Genomic DNA, 16,805 nt, shown 5'->3' on the forward strand with positions numbered 1-16,805 from the left:
TCTAATCGAGCTGGATGGTTTGATCTGTTATCTCGGTAAAGCTCACGTCGTGGCTGACCAGGAACAACTGGTCGTACCAGTGCTCGGTCACTTCCTCCTGTCCCACGTCGATGGCGCGGAAGGCGCGCGCCAGGTTCTCGCGCCGCTCGGCGTCGAGGTTCGAGGTGGGCTCGTCGAAGAAGGCGATGCGCGCGCCGATGGTCTGCAAAAGGGCCAGGCGCAGCGCCACCACGGCGCTCATCATCTGCCCCCCGGAAAGCTGGTCGTCGCTTCTCTCCCGGACCTGCCCCTCCGCCATGTCCTTCAGCACCACCTGGTAATTGTCGCCCCAGACCAGTTCCTCGTCGGACTCGCAGATGCTGCGGTAGATCCGGTCGGCGCGGAAACTGATCTCCTCCCGGAACCGCTCGGAAAGCTGGCTGGAGACGTTCTTGAACACTTGGTTGCGCAGGAACTTCACCAGGTCTGCCTGATCCTTGAGTTTTTTGATTGCTGCCTGCTTCTGCTCGATTTCGGCGGCAACCGCGCGCAAAGCGGCAGTTTCCCCCTCCAGCCGGGTCACTCCTTCGGAAATGGACCGGATCTCCGATTCAAGCCGTGTCGCCGCCATCACCAGCTGTTCGCGGTCTTGCTTCGCTGCTTCGTGCTGCTCCGGACGGTAATCGGCCACAAGCTTACTGAGCATGGCCTGCTTGGCGGCCAGGGCGGCCTTTACCTCCTGCAGGCGCGCCTGGAATTTCTCCAGGGTTTCCAGTCGCTTGTCAAACTCTTCCGCGGACTTGAGGTTGGCTATGTAGCTGTCGCGGGCGGGCTGGAAACGGACCAGTTCCTCCTCCGCGTCCTTCACGCTACGCTCGACATCCGCAAAGGCGGAGATCTCCGTTTTCCGTGCATCGAGCTCGGTCAGCAATCCGGCGAGCCGCCCTGCATGCCGCGCTACAGACTGCTCGCGCAGGACCGCCTTTTCCTGAGCCGCGGCAAGCTCGCGCTCCCGCCGCTCCAGCACTTCTCCGCGCGCCGAGAGCTCGGCGAGCTTGCTCGCACACTCCTGAACCGGTTCGCTTGCCCGCTTGACGCGGTCCTCCAGGGCCGCTTCCAACTCGGCGATGACGCGCTGCCAAGCGTCGGCTGCCTGAGACAGCGCGTCCCGGCGCTGCTGCGGAGCCGCCGACACGTCGAGAGCGAGGACCGGCAACCGGTCGGCGGAGAAAGCGTCAACACTGGCAGTCGAAAGCCACTCCTCAAGCGGGACGCGAAGTACCGGCGTGGCGATCTGGGCGTAGTTGCGGCTGAATTCCTCTTCCTGCTGGGCCCGCTCCCGCCCCGCCTTGGTCAGTTCCAGGCAGACCTGTTCCATACCGGCCAGTTCGCGAACGGCCTGCTGCGCGCTGCTCACCTGTGGCGCAAGTTCGGCTGCCTCGCGGTCAAGCCGCGCCATCTCGTCTTCGAGAGCGGCTATGCGGGCGTCGAAGATACCTGCGGGGTCCCCGCCGCTAAGGTTCTGGCACGGTTCCATGAAGAAGGGACAGGCGCCGGTCCCGATCTTGTCGCGCCCCTCGACCAGGGAGTGCTTACGCCCGGCCAGTTCCGAGCGCTGCGCCTGGATCTGCTCCAGCCGGGACTGGCGCGCGGCAAGCTGCTCGGCTTCGGCCTTCAGAGGATCACTGCCTGCCACCGCTTTTTCCCGTTCCCGGATCTGCCTGTCGATCTCCTCGATCCTGCTGAGGGCAACGTGGAGGTACGGCAGCGTGGTCTCGATGTTGTGCATGGGGAGTTTGCGGAACTTCGTGCGGCTTTGTTCCGCCTCAGCCAGCCCTTGGGCCGCCTCGGCCTCCGACTTTTTCAGCTCCGCCAGAGCCGTAGCCAGCGATTCCCGGTCCACCTTCAGGAGTTCCCGCTCCTGCTCCATCGACGACCTGGCCAGCTCTAGTTCCCGGGTCTCCGCATCCAGCATCGCCTGAACTGTTCCCTGTTCCTTTTCCAGGTCGGCCAGCTTCCTTTCCACCAGGCGCTTGCGCTGTTCCTGCTCGCGCAACTCCTTTATCCTGACCTCGGCGGCATCGTAAGCCTGCTTGCCGGCGGTCGCCGCCAAGACCGATGCCGACGCCTGCCGGGATTGTTCGACCAGGAGCTGTTGGTTCGAGACGTAGTTTCTGCCGGATTCGGCGCGCTCCTCAAGTCCCTGTGCTTCCTGCTGGACGGCCTGGATCGCCTCCTTTTTCGACTCCAGCGTATTGAGAAGGAGAGTCGCTCGCTCAAGGTTGCTGTTCGTCGCATCGAGCTCGGCTTTCTTGGCCGCACTCTGCCCCCGCAGGGTCGACAACTCCTCCTCCTTCACTGGGAGCACGGCAACCTGCTCCGACCTGGTATCCACCTCGGCCTGCAGCACGTCAAGCTTGGCCTTAATGGCGCTGGTCAAAACCTTTGTTTTGTCCTGCGTCTTGCGCCATGCGTCGATGCCCAGGATCTCGTCGAAGGCGTCCTGGCGCTTGGCGGGCTGCTTGATCACGAACGGGCCGAGGAAGTCGTTTTGGAAGGGGCCGATCACCAGCTTGAACTGCTCCGACAGCGGGCGGCCGGTGGAGAGGCCGAGCAGCTTTGCGATGCGCGACTCCGTCTCCTCCATGTTGGCGTGCTCTTCGACCTCGAATTCGCCGCCTGCCTCCTTGGCCAAGAGCCATTTCCCGGCCGTTCCCACGGTGCGGGTTACCCGGTACAGCTCCCCCGGCGCCGGTTCGAAGACGACGGCAATCTCGCCGCGCTTGGCTCCGATGGTAAGGAAGCGTTCGGCATTGGAGACGAAGTCCTTGGCATCCACCCCGAAAAGGGCGTAGCCGATGGCCTCGAAGATGGTGCTCTTGCCGGAGCCGTTCGCGCCGGAGAGGACGTTGATCCCCGGCGAGAAGGCGAGTTCCTTCTCGCGGTGAGACTTGATGTTCTTGAGATGGACCGAGACTATGCGCATGGCTCACCTCCAGAATCAAGCAGGCTCAAAAGCTCCTCGCCTTCCACGTCCCCCTTGAGCACCAAGTCCCTAAGCGACAGGCTCAGGCGAGTCAGTTCCTCCACGCGCCCCTGGTACTGGCTGTTCGCTCCGATAAGCTCGCCCAGGACGTCCCGCTCGATCTCAGCCAGGCTCTTCTTGACCTTGTCCTCCCCTCCCCCGCCGGAGACCTGCGACAGGTGGTTCTTGATCTCCAGGTGCAGCGGATCGCAGATCTCGCACAGTGCCGAGCGCAGGCGGTCGCGGCTCAGCTCGAAGGGATGAAACCCCACCTTTCCCGCCAGGCGCACTTCAACGAGTGGCGCCCGTTCTTCCCGGCAGCCGGAAAGCTTTTCAGCCATCTGGCTCCTGAACCGTTCCAGAGCCTCCCCTGAGTTGCCGGCACCATCGAGGTTGGCGGTAACGACCAGCATCGGACGCGGCGAGGTGCGCCTGAATTCATGCAGCGCCCTCCCCTCAGACTCCAGCGAGACCAGGTAGTACCCCTTGTCGTAGCGCTCTTCGCCGAAGTTGACGCAGTCGGGGGAGCCAGGGTTGAACGCGTAGGGACGGCCGTCGGGGGTGCTGACCACGTACGGCTTGTGGCCGTGCCCAAGCGCCACGTAGTCGAAGCACTCCGACAAGGGGAGCGCCTCCTCAGGCTTTATGTTGCCTATCTCGACCGGAGAATAGGTCCAGACACCGACGTGAAAGAGCAGGATGTTGCGCTTGGTGACGATGGCGTCGCAGATGCGCGGCACATGGTATCCCGCCTGGGAACCTATGTAACCGAGGCCGTAGATGTTGACCCCCTTGACCTCGATATGCCCCCCCGCTCCCTGCTCCTGGTCGAAGGGCTCGAAGATGTAGCCTCCCTCGCCGGTACGGGAGGGGCGTAGAAGGCTGATGTACCCCAGTTGGGAGAGCGCCTCCATCCACGAGACGCTGTCGCGGCGATGGATCCAGTCGTGGTTTCCCTCGACGGCCAGGCAGGGGATGCCGGCGTGCTTCAACGGCTGCAGGATCTCGATGGTTTTGGCAAAGGTCTTGGGGAGGATCTGGCCGGTATGGAAGAGGTCGCCGCCGATCAGGACGAAATCGACCTTTTCCTTGACCGCATCGGCGATGATTGCTGCGAAGGTGGTGAAGAAGTCCTGGTAGCGCTCGGCGTCGCCGCCCAAGCTGCGGTAGGTTTTTCCCAGGTGGATGTCTGAGGTGTGAATGAATCTGACGGGCATGACGGCTCCGGGAAAAAGAATTCCACAGGTATACCGCCGCTTGGCGCCCCAAGTCAAGGCCCCTTTCCGGCCGGTCCACTCCCTCGCCGGGAAGCTTTTGCCGCAGTTCGAAGCACCCCTCCAAGGGGTCCTGTACCAATCCCGCAATACGCTGGGCCATGTTCTGCAGGTTGAAGGAGTCCGGTCTCACCCCCGCAACCAGTTCTTCCCTCGTAATGGAGGTGGGACGCTGCGCGGCGCGTTCTCAGGAACAATGTAGCGTGGCCAGCACCTGCCAACTCTCCTCCCCCCGGAGGGGGGAGGCTGGGAGGTGGGAAGAATGGACTATCAGAAACGGTGTCCCCCTCCCTAACCCTCCCCCTCCGGGGGCGGGGACTGTTGGAAGGTCACTACTTCTGCTTTTGTCCGAATATCTCGTTGAAAAACAGCTTCATCGCCTGCCACGAACGCCGGTCAGCCTTCTCGTTGTAGGCGACTCCCTTGCTCGGATCGTTGCCGGACTTCGGATTGCTGAAGCTATGGACCGCACCACCGTAGTAGTTCATCTGCCAGTCGACTTTTGCCTGGCGCATCTCCTGCTGAAACGCTTCAACCTCGGGCTGCTTTACGTAGGGATCGTCAGCCCCATGGAGAGCCAACACCTTCCCCTTGATGTTCTTCGCATCTGCGGGAGCCGGGGTGCTTAAGCCGCCATGGAAGCTGACCGTCCCCAAAACGGCGGCCCCGCTGCGTGCCAACTCCAAAGCGGCGGTGCCGCCGAAGCAATATCCGATCACCGCCAGCCGCTTGGGATCCACCTGCGGCAACTTGGCTAAGGTCTCCAAACCGGCGGCGCTGCGTGCGCGGATGAGGCTGCGGTCGTTGCCGCGATACTTGGCCGCTTCCTTTGCCGCCAGTTCCTGGGTGGCCGGACGGACCCCTTTGCCGTAAATATCCGCGGTGAAGGCGACATACCCAAGCTTGGCAAGCTGGTCGGCTCGACCCTTCTCGTACGCCCCCAACCCGGTCCACTCGTGAATCACCAGAACTCCAGGCCGTTTCCCCTTTACCGAGTCATCATAGGCAACATACCCCTCAAGTACGGTGTCGCCCTGGCGGTATTCGACCGTCTTGCCGACCACGCCGGCGAATGCGTTCTGGGCGACCATTCCTATCATCAGTGCGAACAGGTACTGTTTCATGATCAACCTCCTACTGTTGAAATGCCTGTCTTTTTAGTGACCGGCGCTACTATCTCATTGGCTGCTGGACCACTATCATGAGTTTATCAGAAACTTCTCTGCCTGTAGAACAGGCCCAAGATGGCGCGTTGACAGCAAGGATGCGTCAAGTAACATTAACCAGTCGCGAAATCATAACAGGAGCGTGTCATGAGACAACCAAGCCAGGTTCATTTTATTTTGGTGCTGGGTCTTGTCTTTTGGAGCCTTGGCATCGCGGGTTGCGCCGGGGGACGGATAACTTTCCATGTGAGCAACAGCGCTTCGCTGCAGACGGTGGATGCGGATCTGGAATACGCCCAATTGCAGGCCGACAGCACCAGGAAAGCGTTGGACGAACTGGTCCTGTCAGACCCTCCCGATCTGGGGCGGGCCTATCGTGAGTTTACCGAGAGGGCTTCGAGGATGAACCTTGTCGGGGAGCGGTTGGTGCGACATGCCGACGGTTTGGAGTATCGAGGAAAGTCCTACCTGGTGGAGGCGGAAAAATCAGCAACAGAATGCCAGTACCCCCGCCTGTCCAATACCGCCAGGACCAAGCCTTTGGAACTGGGGGCGGCGTTTGACCCGATCGCTGCAGCGGCAATTTCGGTACGCCGGGCTTACCGTGCGTTCGAGTCGGACTTAAGCAACATCAGGCCGGCTCTCTCCGCCAATCCAACCACCAAGGGAATCGAGACCGTTGATATATTCATCAGGAAGGCGGCTGTTGACGAGGAGAGTTTGACCCGGGCGCTGGGGCAAGCACGGGCACTGGTGCAGGATGCAAAAACGGCTGGACTTCCCCCCTCCCCTCTCCCACAGGGCAAGGAAAGACAGTAGCGTTGCCGGATGGGGGGTGATGACCGCGACTAGAACTGCGGCCTGGATTTGTCTTCGTTGAGGGGAAGCTGGCAGTGCAGGCACTTGCGCAAGTAGAGCAGGATCATTCCGTTCACATGGTAGTAATTGCCGCAGCGCGGGCACCGCGCCACCGCTGAATATCCCATGGCGGCCAAAAGCAGCAGGAACCAGATAAAGAACACGGGCATCGACGCATTGAAGGAGTGAGTGATCTTCTGCGTCGTCCACATGGTGGGGAGGTAAATGATCATCACGCTCCAGACCATCCAGCGGCGCCTGCGGATCTTCGAGAGTCCAGCGCTGATGACAGCCGAGTCGATCACCGCTTCGACGGCGTCAACCGGGGCTTCTGCAACCTCGCTTCCTTGTTCCGGCAGTTTCTCTTTGTCCATCGGCTGATCGTTCAGATCCGACCTCCAAAGGCATCGCCCGGCTCTATTTAGCTGACGTGTCCCGATATTTGACCGTAAGTCCCTTCAGGAAATTCCGCAGCATCTGGTCGCCGCACGGCTTGTAGTTTTCCTGCCCCTGGGCGCGAAAGACCGCCGACAGCTCCGACTTTGAGACGGGGAAATGCGCCAATTTGAACAACGCCAGCATTTCGTCTTCTTTCAGGGCCAGGGCTATCCGGATCTTTTTCAGGATGTCGTTGTTGGTCAGCTGGACCGCATCCTTTTTCGCTTCGGGCTCGCTTTCCCGCTTCCCCCTTTTTAGGGCGATGAAACCGTCCAGGAATGCTTCCAGAACCTCGTCGCTGCACTCCTTATAGCCCGCTTCATCCTCTTTCTTGACCAGGGAGGTGATATCGGCCTGCCCCATCTTCATGCCGGACAGTCTGAATACCTCCACCACTGTCTGGGTACCCATGTTCATGGCATAGCGCAATCTGCGGAATACGTCGTTGTTGGTCATCTAAATATAGCTCCCGGGGGTCTTAGGCTGCGGCCTGATACTAGATAGCATTTAACAGGAGAGGGGGCAAGCTTTAGATGTGACAGAGTGACACGTTGGCAGGGAGTTAGACTGCCGCTGCCGCCCTTGCTACAAGCAAGGCGGCAGCGGCAAAGTCAGGGATGGTTATTCAGATAGAGAAGCTGCGTGGTTTGATCAGGCAGCGGCGCAGCTGGCTTCTTCGACGGCATGGTCAGGCAGGTCGAGTTCCAGTATGGCGTCGATCTCTGCCGCGTCCAGCGTCTCCTTGACGACCAGTTCCCTGGTTAGGCGCTCCAGCGCGTCGAGGTTCTCCTCAAGAAGGGTCCGGACATCGGCATAACAGGTGGTTACGATCGACCTGATCTCGTTGTCCATTTCGAGCGCGGTAGCGTCGCTGAACCCTTTCTTGCCTCCGCCGTCGGTGTTCTCCTGGTGACCGAACGCAACCGGACCGAAGGCCCTGGACATGCCCCATTCGCTCACCATCTTCCTTGCGGTATCGGTGGCGCGTGCCAGGTCGTTGCCGGCTCCGGTGGTCGTGGTGTGGAAGATGATCTCTTCGGCGGCCCTTCCCCCCATGAGCACCTTGAGGTGGGCCATCAGCATCTCTTTGGTGTAGCAGTAGATGTCTTCCTCCGGGATCTGGAGCGTGACGCCCATCGCCCTGCCGCGCGGGATGATGGAGACCTTGTGCACCGGGTCGCATCCCGGCACGAGCTTCGCCACCAGCACGTGTCCCGCCTCGTGGTAGGCAGTCGAGAGCTTTGACTTGTCGGAGAGCACCATCGACTTCTTCTCAGCCCCCATCAGCACCTTGTCCTTGGCGTTGTCGAAGTCGAGCATCTCGACGCAACCCTTGTTGGACCGCGCCGCCAGAATGGCCGCCTCGTTGACCACGTTGGCCAGGTCGGCGCCGGAGAGGCCCGGCGTCCCGCGGGCGATCACCATCAGGTCGACCTCTGGGCTCAGGGGGACGTTCTTGGAGTGGACCTTCAGTATTGCCTCGCGTCCCCGGATGTCAGGAGCGCCCACGGTGACCTCGCGGTCGAAGCGCCCGGAGCGGAGCAGCGCCGGATCGAGGATCTCGGGGCGGTTTGTTGCGGCGAGGACAACGATGCCGGAGTTAACGGCGAAACCGTCCATCTCCACCAGGAGCTGGTTGAGGGTCTGGTCGCGCTCGTCGCTTGCACCGCCGCCGACCGCTGCATCACGCTTGCGGCCGACCGCGTCGATCTCATCGATGAAGACGATGCAGGGAGCCGCCTTCTTGGCCTGGGCGAAGAGGTCCCTCACCCTGGAAGCGCCGACGCCGACGTACATCTCGACGAACTCGGAGCCCGATATGGAGAAGAAGGGAACGTCGGCCTCGCCCGCCACCGCCCTGGCGAGGAGGGTCTTGCCGGTGCCCGGAGGGCCCACGAGGAGGACGCCCGTCGGCATCTTCCCGCCTAGGGTGCTGAACTTCTGCGGGTCCTTCAGGAACTCGACCGTATCAAGAAGTTCGGCCTTTGCCTCCTCGGCGCCGGCTACGTCGCTGAAACGGGTCGGCGATTCGGTGCAGTCGATGATCCTCGCCTTGCTCCGTCCCACCCCACCGTACCTCCTAAGCACCATGACGAGAAAAAGGGCAACCATGAGGATGATGCTGATCTCGAACCACTTCGGCTGGGAGGCTGCTGGATTGGAGGAAAAATCAATTTTCTTGGCTACCAGGATGTCGGCCAGTTCCGCACCGACAGGGAGAAACAGCTGAAATTTTTCACCAGACTTTCCTACCGCGTCGATCTGATCACCGGCGATCTTCACCTTGGTTATGCTGCCGGCATTGACTTTATCCATGAACGCGGTGTAGCTGATCTGTTTCCCTTGGTCGGAATGAGAGTGCTTCCAGGCGTAGATACCGTAGCAGCTTCCTGCCACAATGCCCAAAACGGTTACGAGTATCAGTAACTTCTTCTTGTTCGTGTTCGCCATAATGCTCCTGTTACTACTGAAGTAGTAGTAAGGTTGCGCTGATGATTTTGTTATAAATGTTTTAAGGTACTTTGTTCAGGTATTCCAATGTGATCATCAGCAAAATGACCAGCTGTTAATACAATATAAAAACCGCTGAAGTCGTCGAGTCAAAAAGTAGACATCTAGTTTTACCGCATCGTAAACTTTTTTGTATAGGAAATTTTTTCTAACAATCAGGGAGTTACGTCGCAAGAAGAGCTCCTCACGCTCATCAGTCGTAAGGCAAATCCCCCCTGTCCCCCCTTCGCAAAGGGGGGAACGTCTTATCCTCGCCACTCCTTCGAGGCGACACAGCACTACAGTATTTCCGGATGAACCTCTGCGAAGGGGGAAGCGCAATAGCCTCGTCTAGTCCTTGGAGGAAACAAAAAAGGGGCACCCCTGGATGGGATGCCCCTTTTTACTTTCTGATTCTATAGCGCGCCCTGTTATTTCCTCAGCAGTTTCACGATGGCGGAGAAATCCTCTTCCCCCCTGCCGTCGGCCACAGCCTGGCCGAAGATGCCTGAGACGGTCTTCGCAGCGGGAAGCTCGAGCCCGAGCTTTTCGGCCGTCTCCAGCACCCTCAGCATCTGGGCGTGGACGTACTTGAGCGCCAGGTTACGGCTGAAATCGCCGCGGGCGATGGAGCGCCCTTTGGAGTGGAACAGCGGAGAGGCGACCCCGCCGGAGTCCAGCACCTCGAGGATCTTGTCCGGCTTGAACCCCATCCTCTCGCCGAAGACGAGCCCCTCGGAAAGTGACTGCATCATCTCGGCCTGCAGCAGGTTGACGATCAGCTTCATCCGCGTGGCGTCGCCGATCTTGCCGATGTGGATGATGTTGAGGCCGAAATAGGAGAAAGGTTCGCGGCAGCGGCCAAGAAGCGCCTCGTCGCCGCCGGCGAGAATGGTCAGCAGACCGTTTGCCGCGTGCTCCTTGCTTCCCCACACCGGGGCCTCAAGGAACATGACGCGATGGTTCACGGCCTCCTGGGCCATGCGCTCGATGGTCTCGATGCAGTGGGTCCCCATGTCGACCAGGATGGTCCCGGGGTCTATCCCTTCAAAAACGCCGTCCTGGCCGAAGACGAGGAAGTCGCTGTCAGGCACGATGACGATGACCAGGTCCTGCCCTTTTGCGGTCGCCATGGGCGACTCGCCGACCTTGACTCCCAGGGTCGCCAGCTCTGCAACAGCCTTGGCATCTTGATCAAACACCGTTAACTGGTAATCCGACTTGGCCAGGTTGGCGGCCATGTGGACGCCCACGGTACCCAGACCTACAAAACCGATTTTCTTCAGCATAATACCCCCGAAAGTGGCTGATGCGCGGCATCAGCAGATAACAATTTCCACCGCGTCTAACCGGCGGTGAGAATGCGGCTTAAAAACTCAAGGACTCATTATACTCAAAGAGCGTTTTTGTGCAACACTGTTTTATCTAGACTTGATAACTGCCACCCTGTCACAGAGCGCGTACAGGGGACAGGTAGAGCAGCGCGGGGAGACGGGTGTGCACTGGTTCTGTCCGAAAGTCACTAGAAGATCGTTGATTATGATCCAGTACTCCGGCGGAAGCTTTTTCCTTAAGGCAAGTTCTGTCTGCTCGGGTGTGCCTGTTTTCACATAGCCCCACCTGTTGCAGATCCTGTGCACGTGAATGTCGACGCAGATGCCGGGCTTGCCGTATCCAAGCGTCAGCACCAGGTTAGCCGTCTTACGCCCCACTCCCTTGAAGGTCAGGAGCGTCTCCAACTCGTCCGGCACCCTCCCCTGGTACAGTTCGCAAAGTTGGAACGAGAGTTCTAAAATCTGCTGGGCCTTGACCCGGTAGAACCCAACTGGGTAGATCGCCCGCTCGATTTTCGCCACTTCGAGCAGAGCCATCTTCTGCGGCGTGTCGGCGAGTGCAAAGAGCCGCTGCGAGGCCTCGGCTGTTACCTGGTCGCGGGTCCTTAAGGAAAGGATGCAGGAAACCAGCACCTTGTAGGGGTCCCGGTCCTGCGTGGCCACGATGGTGACCGCGGGAGTCACCCACCCCCGAGTCCGCACCGCATCTTCAAGGATGGCCATGCCCTCATGTATCTGGTCGTCCCTCACACTAGATCCTGTTGCGCACGATACGCATCACCATCACTCCAAGGATCGACATAAGCAGTCCGACGCAGACGAACAGAATGCCGATGCTCCGTCCCTCACCAAGCCCCCACAGGTCCTTGTATTTCATAAATGCAATCAGTCCCAGTCCGGAGAAGGTCAAGATCCCTCCCAGAACGAACGTGGCAATGGCGAAGATCGCACCGCCCATTCCTCTTATCTGTGCCACAAACACCTCTTGTTATTGCTGGAAAAAGTAATGCCTACTTATACAAGATGCCATGGGCCAAGGCAACTGATATATGCAGAGTTATCAGTTGCACAAAAGAGGAAAGCCCTTATAATGGCCATCTGACAAAATTGGAGACACAATGAGAAACATGGTTGACCTGCACCTACATTCCACTTTCTCCGACGGGGTCCGCACTCCTGCGGAACTTGTCGCCATGGCAGCAGAACTGGGACTCAGGGCGATCGCCCTGGCAGACCACGACACCGTCGACGGCATAGACGAGGCGATCGCCGCCGGAACCTCGCTCGGAGTCGAGGTGCTTCCCGCCATGGAGTTCTCAGTCGCTTTCGGCTCTTATCGCGACGTTCACCTGCTGGGTTACCTGCTGAACCACCGCGACCCGCAGCTTCTCGCCATGCTCAAGGATTTCCGGGACAAGCGTGAGGCCCGCGGCGACGCGATCATCGGCCGCATCAATGAGAAGCTCACGCTGGAGGGAAAGGCCACCATCACCAGTGCCGAAGCGGCGGCCTTGGCGGGAGGGGCTCTTGGACGCCCGCACATAGCCCAGGTGCTGATGGCAAGGGGTTACGTCCGCGACATGCAGGACGCTTTCGTCCGGTACCTGCTTCCCTGCGACGTCCCGAAGCGATATTTCCCGGTCGACGAGGCGCTTGCGACGATAAAGAGGCTGGGAGGAGTCGCCGTGCTGGCGCATCCGACCACCATAACAAACGAGCGCGAACCGCTCTTGCGTGTCATCGAAGAACTGGCGGAGATGGGGCTTGACGGCCTAGAGGTCTTCAACAACGTCTGCAGCGAACAGGATAGCGCCTACCTGCGCAACTTCGCAGAAAAAAGGGGGATGGTCTGGACCGGAGGGTCTGACTACCACGGCATCGAGGAAGGGATCTGCATGGGGACCGGCAGAGGCTCGATGGCTGTGCCCTACAGTTGCGTGGTTGACCTCAAAAGGGCCAGAAACAGGGGCTAGAAAACAGGGGCTAGGAGCTAGGGGCTGGAAAAGGCAGCTACGAGGGCTCGGGCTGGAAATAAAACAGGGGCTGGGGCTAGGGAAACGGGGTTGGCAAAATCTGCCCCATCTCCTACGCCACCAGCCCCTTTCTACTGGTACGCCTCTTTATACTAGATGCAGCAGATACGAGAGTTTCGTGAAAGCGCCAAGGGTCCCTAATCACTACCCCCTAGCCCCTGCCTCTCCCCTGCCTCTAGTCCTTCACAGGTTTGTAGCTCACCACATCCAGATCGCAGTCCACATCGGTCACGCCGGAAACGGAACCGGCGATGCGTACAGCCTCTTCGATCTGCCCTTCGGCCTGTACGTGCCCGGAGAGCGTGACCACGCCGTCCTTGGCGGTGATGCGCAGCCTGCGCTCCAGCGAGGACTTGAGGATCTCGGCCTCCACCCGCTTGGCCAGGATGCAATCGTCCAAAAGCGCCATGGATTCCTCCTCCCCCTGCTTGAGGCGGGGATCCTTGGAGGCTGCGATGACACACTCGATCATGGCGCTGTGGCTCGACTTGCTGGTGTTGAGGATCAGGTCGTAAGCCATCGGATCGTTCCAATCGCGATCGAAGTAGAAGTGGATGAACCCGCCCAACTGGTGGTCGCTCTTTCGGATCAGCTCGCGGGCCAGATCGGGGTCGATCCACTCCCTTTCGGCGAATTTTTCCACCCGGTCTTCAAAAGGAGCGATGAAGCGGACCTTGAGCACGTTGGTGACTCCCTTGATCAGGTCCTGAGCACCCCTTCCGTAAAGAATCACGTTCCCCTTCCTGGCATTGTCCAGAAGGATCAGTTCCATCGTGGCGAGATGCGCTGCCTGCAACCGGTCCTCGGCGGTCCGGTATGAAGGGGGCTTCTCGTCCACCCTCTCCAGGATCTCGGGTGTGAGGCCGTACGCCGGCGCCAGCTCCTCGATCTTCAGGCGATCGACGAGCGTGTACTTGAGCTTTTTCGCCAGCTCCTTGGAAATGGCGTAAGCGCCGGTACCCATCTCTCTGGAAATTGTGATGATTGCCATGCATGCCTCCTATTGCTAATGAGAAACCAGGGCATCATATCATGTGAATCACTCTGTATACAAGGGATTTTGGCGGCAAGATGCTGCCCTGACAGAGGGATGCGGGCCTGGCAGAACCGATGCTAGTAGTTTTCCGCGCTGCGCTCGAAGTAGCCTTTGGGATGATGGCACACCGGGCAGCCTTGGGGCGGTTCGGTCCCCTCATGGATATGACCGCAGTTGCGGCATTTCCAGAGCGTCGGCTCTTCGTCCTTATATACCGTCCCATCCTCGATGGAGGCAAGGAGGGCCTTGTAGCGTTCCTGGTGCGCCTGCTCTATCTTGGCGATACCATCGAACATGGCTGCGATGGCGGTGAAACCCTCTTCCTTGGCCTCCTTGGCCATGCGCGGGTACATGTCCACCCACTCGGCGTACTCGCCTGCGGCTGCGGCTTTCAGGTTGGTGATGGTGTCCCCGATGCCGCCCAACGCCTTAAGGTGGAGTTTCGCGTGCTCCTTCTCGTTTTCCGCGGTCTCCAGAAAGAGCGAGGCGATCTGTTCGTACCCTTCCTTCTTGGCGACCGACGCGTAGTAGGTGTACTTGTTGCGCGCCTGAGACTCGCCTGCAAATGCCTCCAGCAGGTTCTTTTCCGTCTTGCTTCCCTTAAGTTCAGCCATGTCCGTAACTCCTTTCCTGTTGCGGTGTTTAACCAGCCTAATCCACACTTACCCGCTTTACCCCCTCAAGCTCGCTCAGTCTGGCGAGCAGATCCGGGGAAGTTACCTTCTTTCCGCGCTTCATCTGAAACTCGATAAACATCTGTTTTCGTTCCAGGTCTCTTTCGAACTTCGCTTCCACTCGATCTACGCCAGACGTACCCAGGAGCTGATACACCTGCGAGATGAAGTCAGGACGGTCCTCGCTCCACACCTTGACCACGACGTAGATGTCGCGGTTGAGCCGTTTTTCCACCTGCTTTAACAGCAGCAGGTTAATGAGGGCGATGACCGTCACGGCAATCGCCATCTGAAAGAGCCCCAAACCGCAGGCTATGCCGAGCCCGGCCGCGACCCACAGGCAGGCGGCCGTCGTCAGCCCACGTATAGAGGCCCTCTCCCTGATGATGGCGCCGGCTCCAAGAAAACCGATGCCGGTCACCACCTGTGCCGCAATCCGGCCCGGGTCGACGCCGACCGGGATGGCACCGCCGAAATTTCCGTAGATATGGTAGATCTCGATGGAAGTAAGGCAGAACAGGCAGGATCCAAGCGATACCAGCAGGTGCGTCCTGAACCCGGCTGGCCGTCCGTGAACCTCGCGCTCAAGACCGATCAGGCCGCCGAGGAGGGAGGCCAGCAGCAGGCGTGCGAACAGGTGCAAATGCAATTCGGGCCCCAAGCCGATCACCCCTTCCCTACGGCAAGTGAGAGGGTCAAGACCACCTCTTTGCTGCGGCTGCCGCTGCGGATGGTGAGCGGGACAGAGATGATGTCACCTTCTGCCGCGGTGGGAGGTCCGGCCAGTTCCAGGGTGAGCGGCTCTTCCTGGACCTCGGATGCTGGGGGCTCAGGGGTGCGGGCCGCTTGCTGCGGCGCTGCAGAAGTCGGCAGGGGCTTGGCGGTGACTGGAGAGGCTACCGGTTCATCGACTATCCGCTGCAGTCCTTCCCCTCCGGCGATACCTTCGGCGCCCCTGGACCTGAGGCCGGTCAGCACCGTCTTTACCAGCGCCATGAGCGCCTGGAGCACCCCTTCGCCGCTTTGACTGCTTGCCCTGAAACTGGGGAGCCGTGACGGGTTCAGGGTGCGCTCCATCTCCGCCATGGAGATGGCGTCGCTGAGGTCGCTCTTGTTGAGCTGCAGCACCGTCGGGACCGAAACGAGGCTCTGCCCGTACCCCTTGAGAAAGGAAACGAGCTCATCCATGCAACGCTGGTTCTGTTCCTGCTGCTGGGGAGCGGAGTCGGCCACAAAGACGACCCCGTCCACACCCTTCAGCACCATCTTCCAGGCAGCGGGGTCCACACTGCTTCCGGAGACGGTGTAGAGGTGGAAGCGAACCCTGAAGCCGTCGACGTTACCGTCGCCCGGCGGGGTGAAGTCGAAAAATAGCATGCGGGCGTCCTGGACGTTCATCACCTTCATGGCGCCGCGGAACTCGGGCTTCAGCTTGTTGAAGACGTGCTTCAGGCTGGTCGCCTTACCGGCCTGCGCCGGTCCGAAAAAGACGATTTTCGCGTTTATTTCACGTTTTGCCTGGTTGACCAGAGCCATCTGGATTCCCCCTAGTTTATCTGCTGTCTTTCTTGCTCATCAGGATCCTGCGCGCCTGCGACGCGATGGCCGAGTTGACGTTTTTGCTCTTGGCCAGTTGGGCAAGTTCCTTTTCCGGGAGAGTCGCCACGAAACGCAGGGCGTGCGGCAGCGGCGTCTTGCTGTTCATCACCAGCGCCTTCCTGATCTGCGCATTCTTGATCCATTCCTTGTTGCTGCAGATGACGCGCATGATCTCGTCGTTTCCTACCGCAGACTTCGCAATGGAGAGGACCTCGGACTCGGTCATGCGCGGGTTCTTGATGGCGGCCGAGGACACCAGCTTGTTGTTGTCCTTGATCATGATGGAGCGCCATTCCTTGTCGCCGGTCATCGCCATCTTGATCTTGTCGCTGACCCCCATGGCCTGGGCCATCTGGTACTTAGACTGGTACTCCTCCTCGTCTATCGGTTCGTCCTCGTCCGGTTGCACCGCGCCCGCTTCCTCGTCGACGGCTGCTTCCGGGGTCTCGCTGTGGGCGCGCCGGGGGGAACTTCCATATTCCGGCGTGGAGACTGACGCAACAGCAGCCGGGGTCGGCGCTGACGCAGTCCCTCCGTTTACCGCTAAAGCGGCTGCGGCGGCGCTGGAGAGGCTCGGGTGTTTGGCGAAGATGGGGCGGAGGTCCGGGTTCTTGCCGTGCAGCTGCACCAAGGCGTCGAGGATGCGCGGGTGCAACGCCGGATCGGCCAGCACCTGCATCAGCAGCCCGGCGTCCAGTGAGCGCAGGGTCGTGACCGCGCTCCGTTTAACCTCCGGGTCCTGGTCGTGGCACAGGTAATAGACGAGCAGCACGAAATCCGCAGGCGGAAGCGCCACCTTGCCGCGGGCGGCTTCAAGCCGCTGCTGCCGGGGTTTGTCCGCACCGATGTAAGGGGCGGCCGCAGCCGAGATCCTGAAGGTTACCTTTCCGGACACGCAG

Annotated in this window: 16 protein-coding genes; 2 read left to right on the forward strand and 14 right to left on the reverse strand. The window is 60.0% G+C overall.

The features are described 5' to 3' along the window. Position 1: 1 nt before the first annotated feature. From GEOBRER4_RS10895 to GEOBRER4_RS10905, 3 genes are all read right to left on the reverse strand, one after another. Positions 2-2,965, reverse strand: a complete 2,964-nt coding sequence (locus GEOBRER4_RS10895; RefSeq protein ID WP_185242318.1) for an AAA family ATPase — start codon at positions 2,963-2,965, stop codon at positions 2-4. Then, a complete protein-coding gene (locus tag GEOBRER4_RS10900; protein WP_185242319.1) occupies positions 2,956-4,221 on the reverse strand; it encodes a metallophosphoesterase family protein in 1,266 nt (421 codons plus the stop codon). Before GEOBRER4_RS10900 ends, GEOBRER4_RS10895 begins: the two co-directional genes overlap by 10 nt. Before the next feature lie 389 nt (positions 4,222-4,610). Next, a complete protein-coding gene (locus GEOBRER4_RS10905; RefSeq protein ID WP_185242320.1) occupies positions 4,611-5,402 on the reverse strand; it encodes a dienelactone hydrolase family protein in 792 nt (263 codons plus the stop codon). Positions 5,403-5,591: 189 nt separating this feature from the next. Between GEOBRER4_RS10905 and GEOBRER4_RS10910 the strand changes: the two genes are divergently transcribed. After that, on the forward strand, positions 5,592-6,263 hold the full coding sequence (locus tag GEOBRER4_RS10910) for a hypothetical protein (RefSeq protein ID WP_185242321.1): 672 nt from the start codon (positions 5,592-5,594) through the stop codon (positions 6,261-6,263). 29 nt (positions 6,264-6,292) lie between these two features. Here GEOBRER4_RS10910 and GEOBRER4_RS10915 read toward each other — a convergent pair whose 3' ends face one another. The 6 genes from GEOBRER4_RS10915 to GEOBRER4_RS10940 all read right to left on the reverse strand — a co-directional run bounded on the left by GEOBRER4_RS10915 (position 6,293) and on the right by GEOBRER4_RS10940 (position 11,540). After that, positions 6,293-6,676, reverse strand: a complete 384-nt coding sequence (locus GEOBRER4_RS10915; RefSeq protein ID WP_185242322.1) for a hypothetical protein — start codon at positions 6,674-6,676, stop codon at positions 6,293-6,295. Positions 6,677-6,719: 43 nt separating this feature from the next. Continuing rightward, the gene (locus tag GEOBRER4_RS10920) at positions 6,720-7,196 is read right to left on the reverse strand and encodes a YehS family protein (RefSeq protein ID WP_185242323.1); all 477 of its coding nucleotides are present in this window, start codon (positions 7,194-7,196) and stop codon (positions 6,720-6,722) included. Positions 7,197-7,391: 195 nt separating this feature from the next. Next, positions 7,392-9,191: an ATP-dependent zinc metalloprotease FtsH gene (ftsH, locus tag GEOBRER4_RS10925; protein WP_185242324.1), complete on the reverse strand. Its 1,800-nt coding sequence runs from the start codon at positions 9,189-9,191 to the stop codon at positions 7,392-7,394. Between the two features lie 470 nt (positions 9,192-9,661). After that, positions 9,662-10,519: an NAD(P)-dependent oxidoreductase gene (locus GEOBRER4_RS10930; protein WP_185242325.1), complete on the reverse strand. Its 858-nt coding sequence runs from the start codon at positions 10,517-10,519 to the stop codon at positions 9,662-9,664. A gap of 132 nt (positions 10,520-10,651) precedes the next feature. Beyond that, positions 10,652-11,314 (reverse strand): endonuclease III domain-containing protein, encoded by a 663-nt coding sequence (locus tag GEOBRER4_RS10935; protein WP_185242326.1) that lies wholly within the window; start codon positions 11,312-11,314, stop codon positions 10,652-10,654. Position 11,315: 1 nt separating this feature from the next. Then, complete coding sequence (locus tag GEOBRER4_RS10940; RefSeq protein WP_085812584.1) at positions 11,316-11,540, reverse strand: hypothetical protein; 225 nt, start codon at positions 11,538-11,540, stop codon at positions 11,316-11,318. A gap of 142 nt (positions 11,541-11,682) precedes the next feature. On the opposite strand from GEOBRER4_RS10940, the gene GEOBRER4_RS10945 reads away from it, so the two are divergent. Next, positions 11,683-12,537 (forward strand): PHP domain-containing protein, encoded by an 855-nt coding sequence (locus GEOBRER4_RS10945; protein WP_185242327.1) that lies wholly within the window; start codon positions 11,683-11,685, stop codon positions 12,535-12,537. A gap of 235 nt (positions 12,538-12,772) precedes the next feature. Here GEOBRER4_RS10945 and GEOBRER4_RS10950 read toward each other — a convergent pair whose 3' ends face one another. The 5 genes from GEOBRER4_RS10950 to GEOBRER4_RS10970 all read right to left on the reverse strand — a co-directional run bounded on the left by GEOBRER4_RS10950 (position 12,773) and on the right by GEOBRER4_RS10970 (position 16,801). Next, entirely contained in the window at positions 12,773-13,588 is an 816-nt protein-coding gene (locus GEOBRER4_RS10950) for a cytidylate kinase family protein (protein ID WP_085812582.1), read from the reverse strand. A 122-nt stretch (positions 13,589-13,710) separates the two neighbouring features. Further along, the gene (gene rbr / locus GEOBRER4_RS10955) at positions 13,711-14,247 is read right to left on the reverse strand and encodes a rubrerythrin (RefSeq protein WP_185242328.1); all 537 of its coding nucleotides are present in this window, start codon (positions 14,245-14,247) and stop codon (positions 13,711-13,713) included. A 37-nt stretch (positions 14,248-14,284) separates the two neighbouring features. Further along, the gene (locus GEOBRER4_RS10960) at positions 14,285-14,968 is read right to left on the reverse strand and encodes an MgtC/SapB family protein (RefSeq protein ID WP_185242329.1); all 684 of its coding nucleotides are present in this window, start codon (positions 14,966-14,968) and stop codon (positions 14,285-14,287) included. A 5-nt stretch (positions 14,969-14,973) separates the two neighbouring features. Continuing rightward, the gene (locus GEOBRER4_RS10965) at positions 14,974-15,843 is read right to left on the reverse strand and encodes a GTP-binding protein (protein ID WP_185242330.1); all 870 of its coding nucleotides are present in this window, start codon (positions 15,841-15,843) and stop codon (positions 14,974-14,976) included. 16 nt (positions 15,844-15,859) lie between these two features. Continuing rightward, the gene (locus tag GEOBRER4_RS10970; RefSeq protein WP_185242331.1) at positions 15,860-16,801 is read right to left on the reverse strand and encodes a hypothetical protein; all 942 of its coding nucleotides are present in this window, start codon (positions 16,799-16,801) and stop codon (positions 15,860-15,862) included. Between the last annotated feature and the right edge of the window lie 4 nt (positions 16,802-16,805).

Origin of the sequence: Citrifermentans bremense (assembly GCF_014218275.1) — a bacterium.
GTDB classification, from domain to species: domain Bacteria; phylum Desulfobacterota; class Desulfuromonadia; order Geobacterales; family Geobacteraceae; genus Geomonas; species Geomonas pelophila.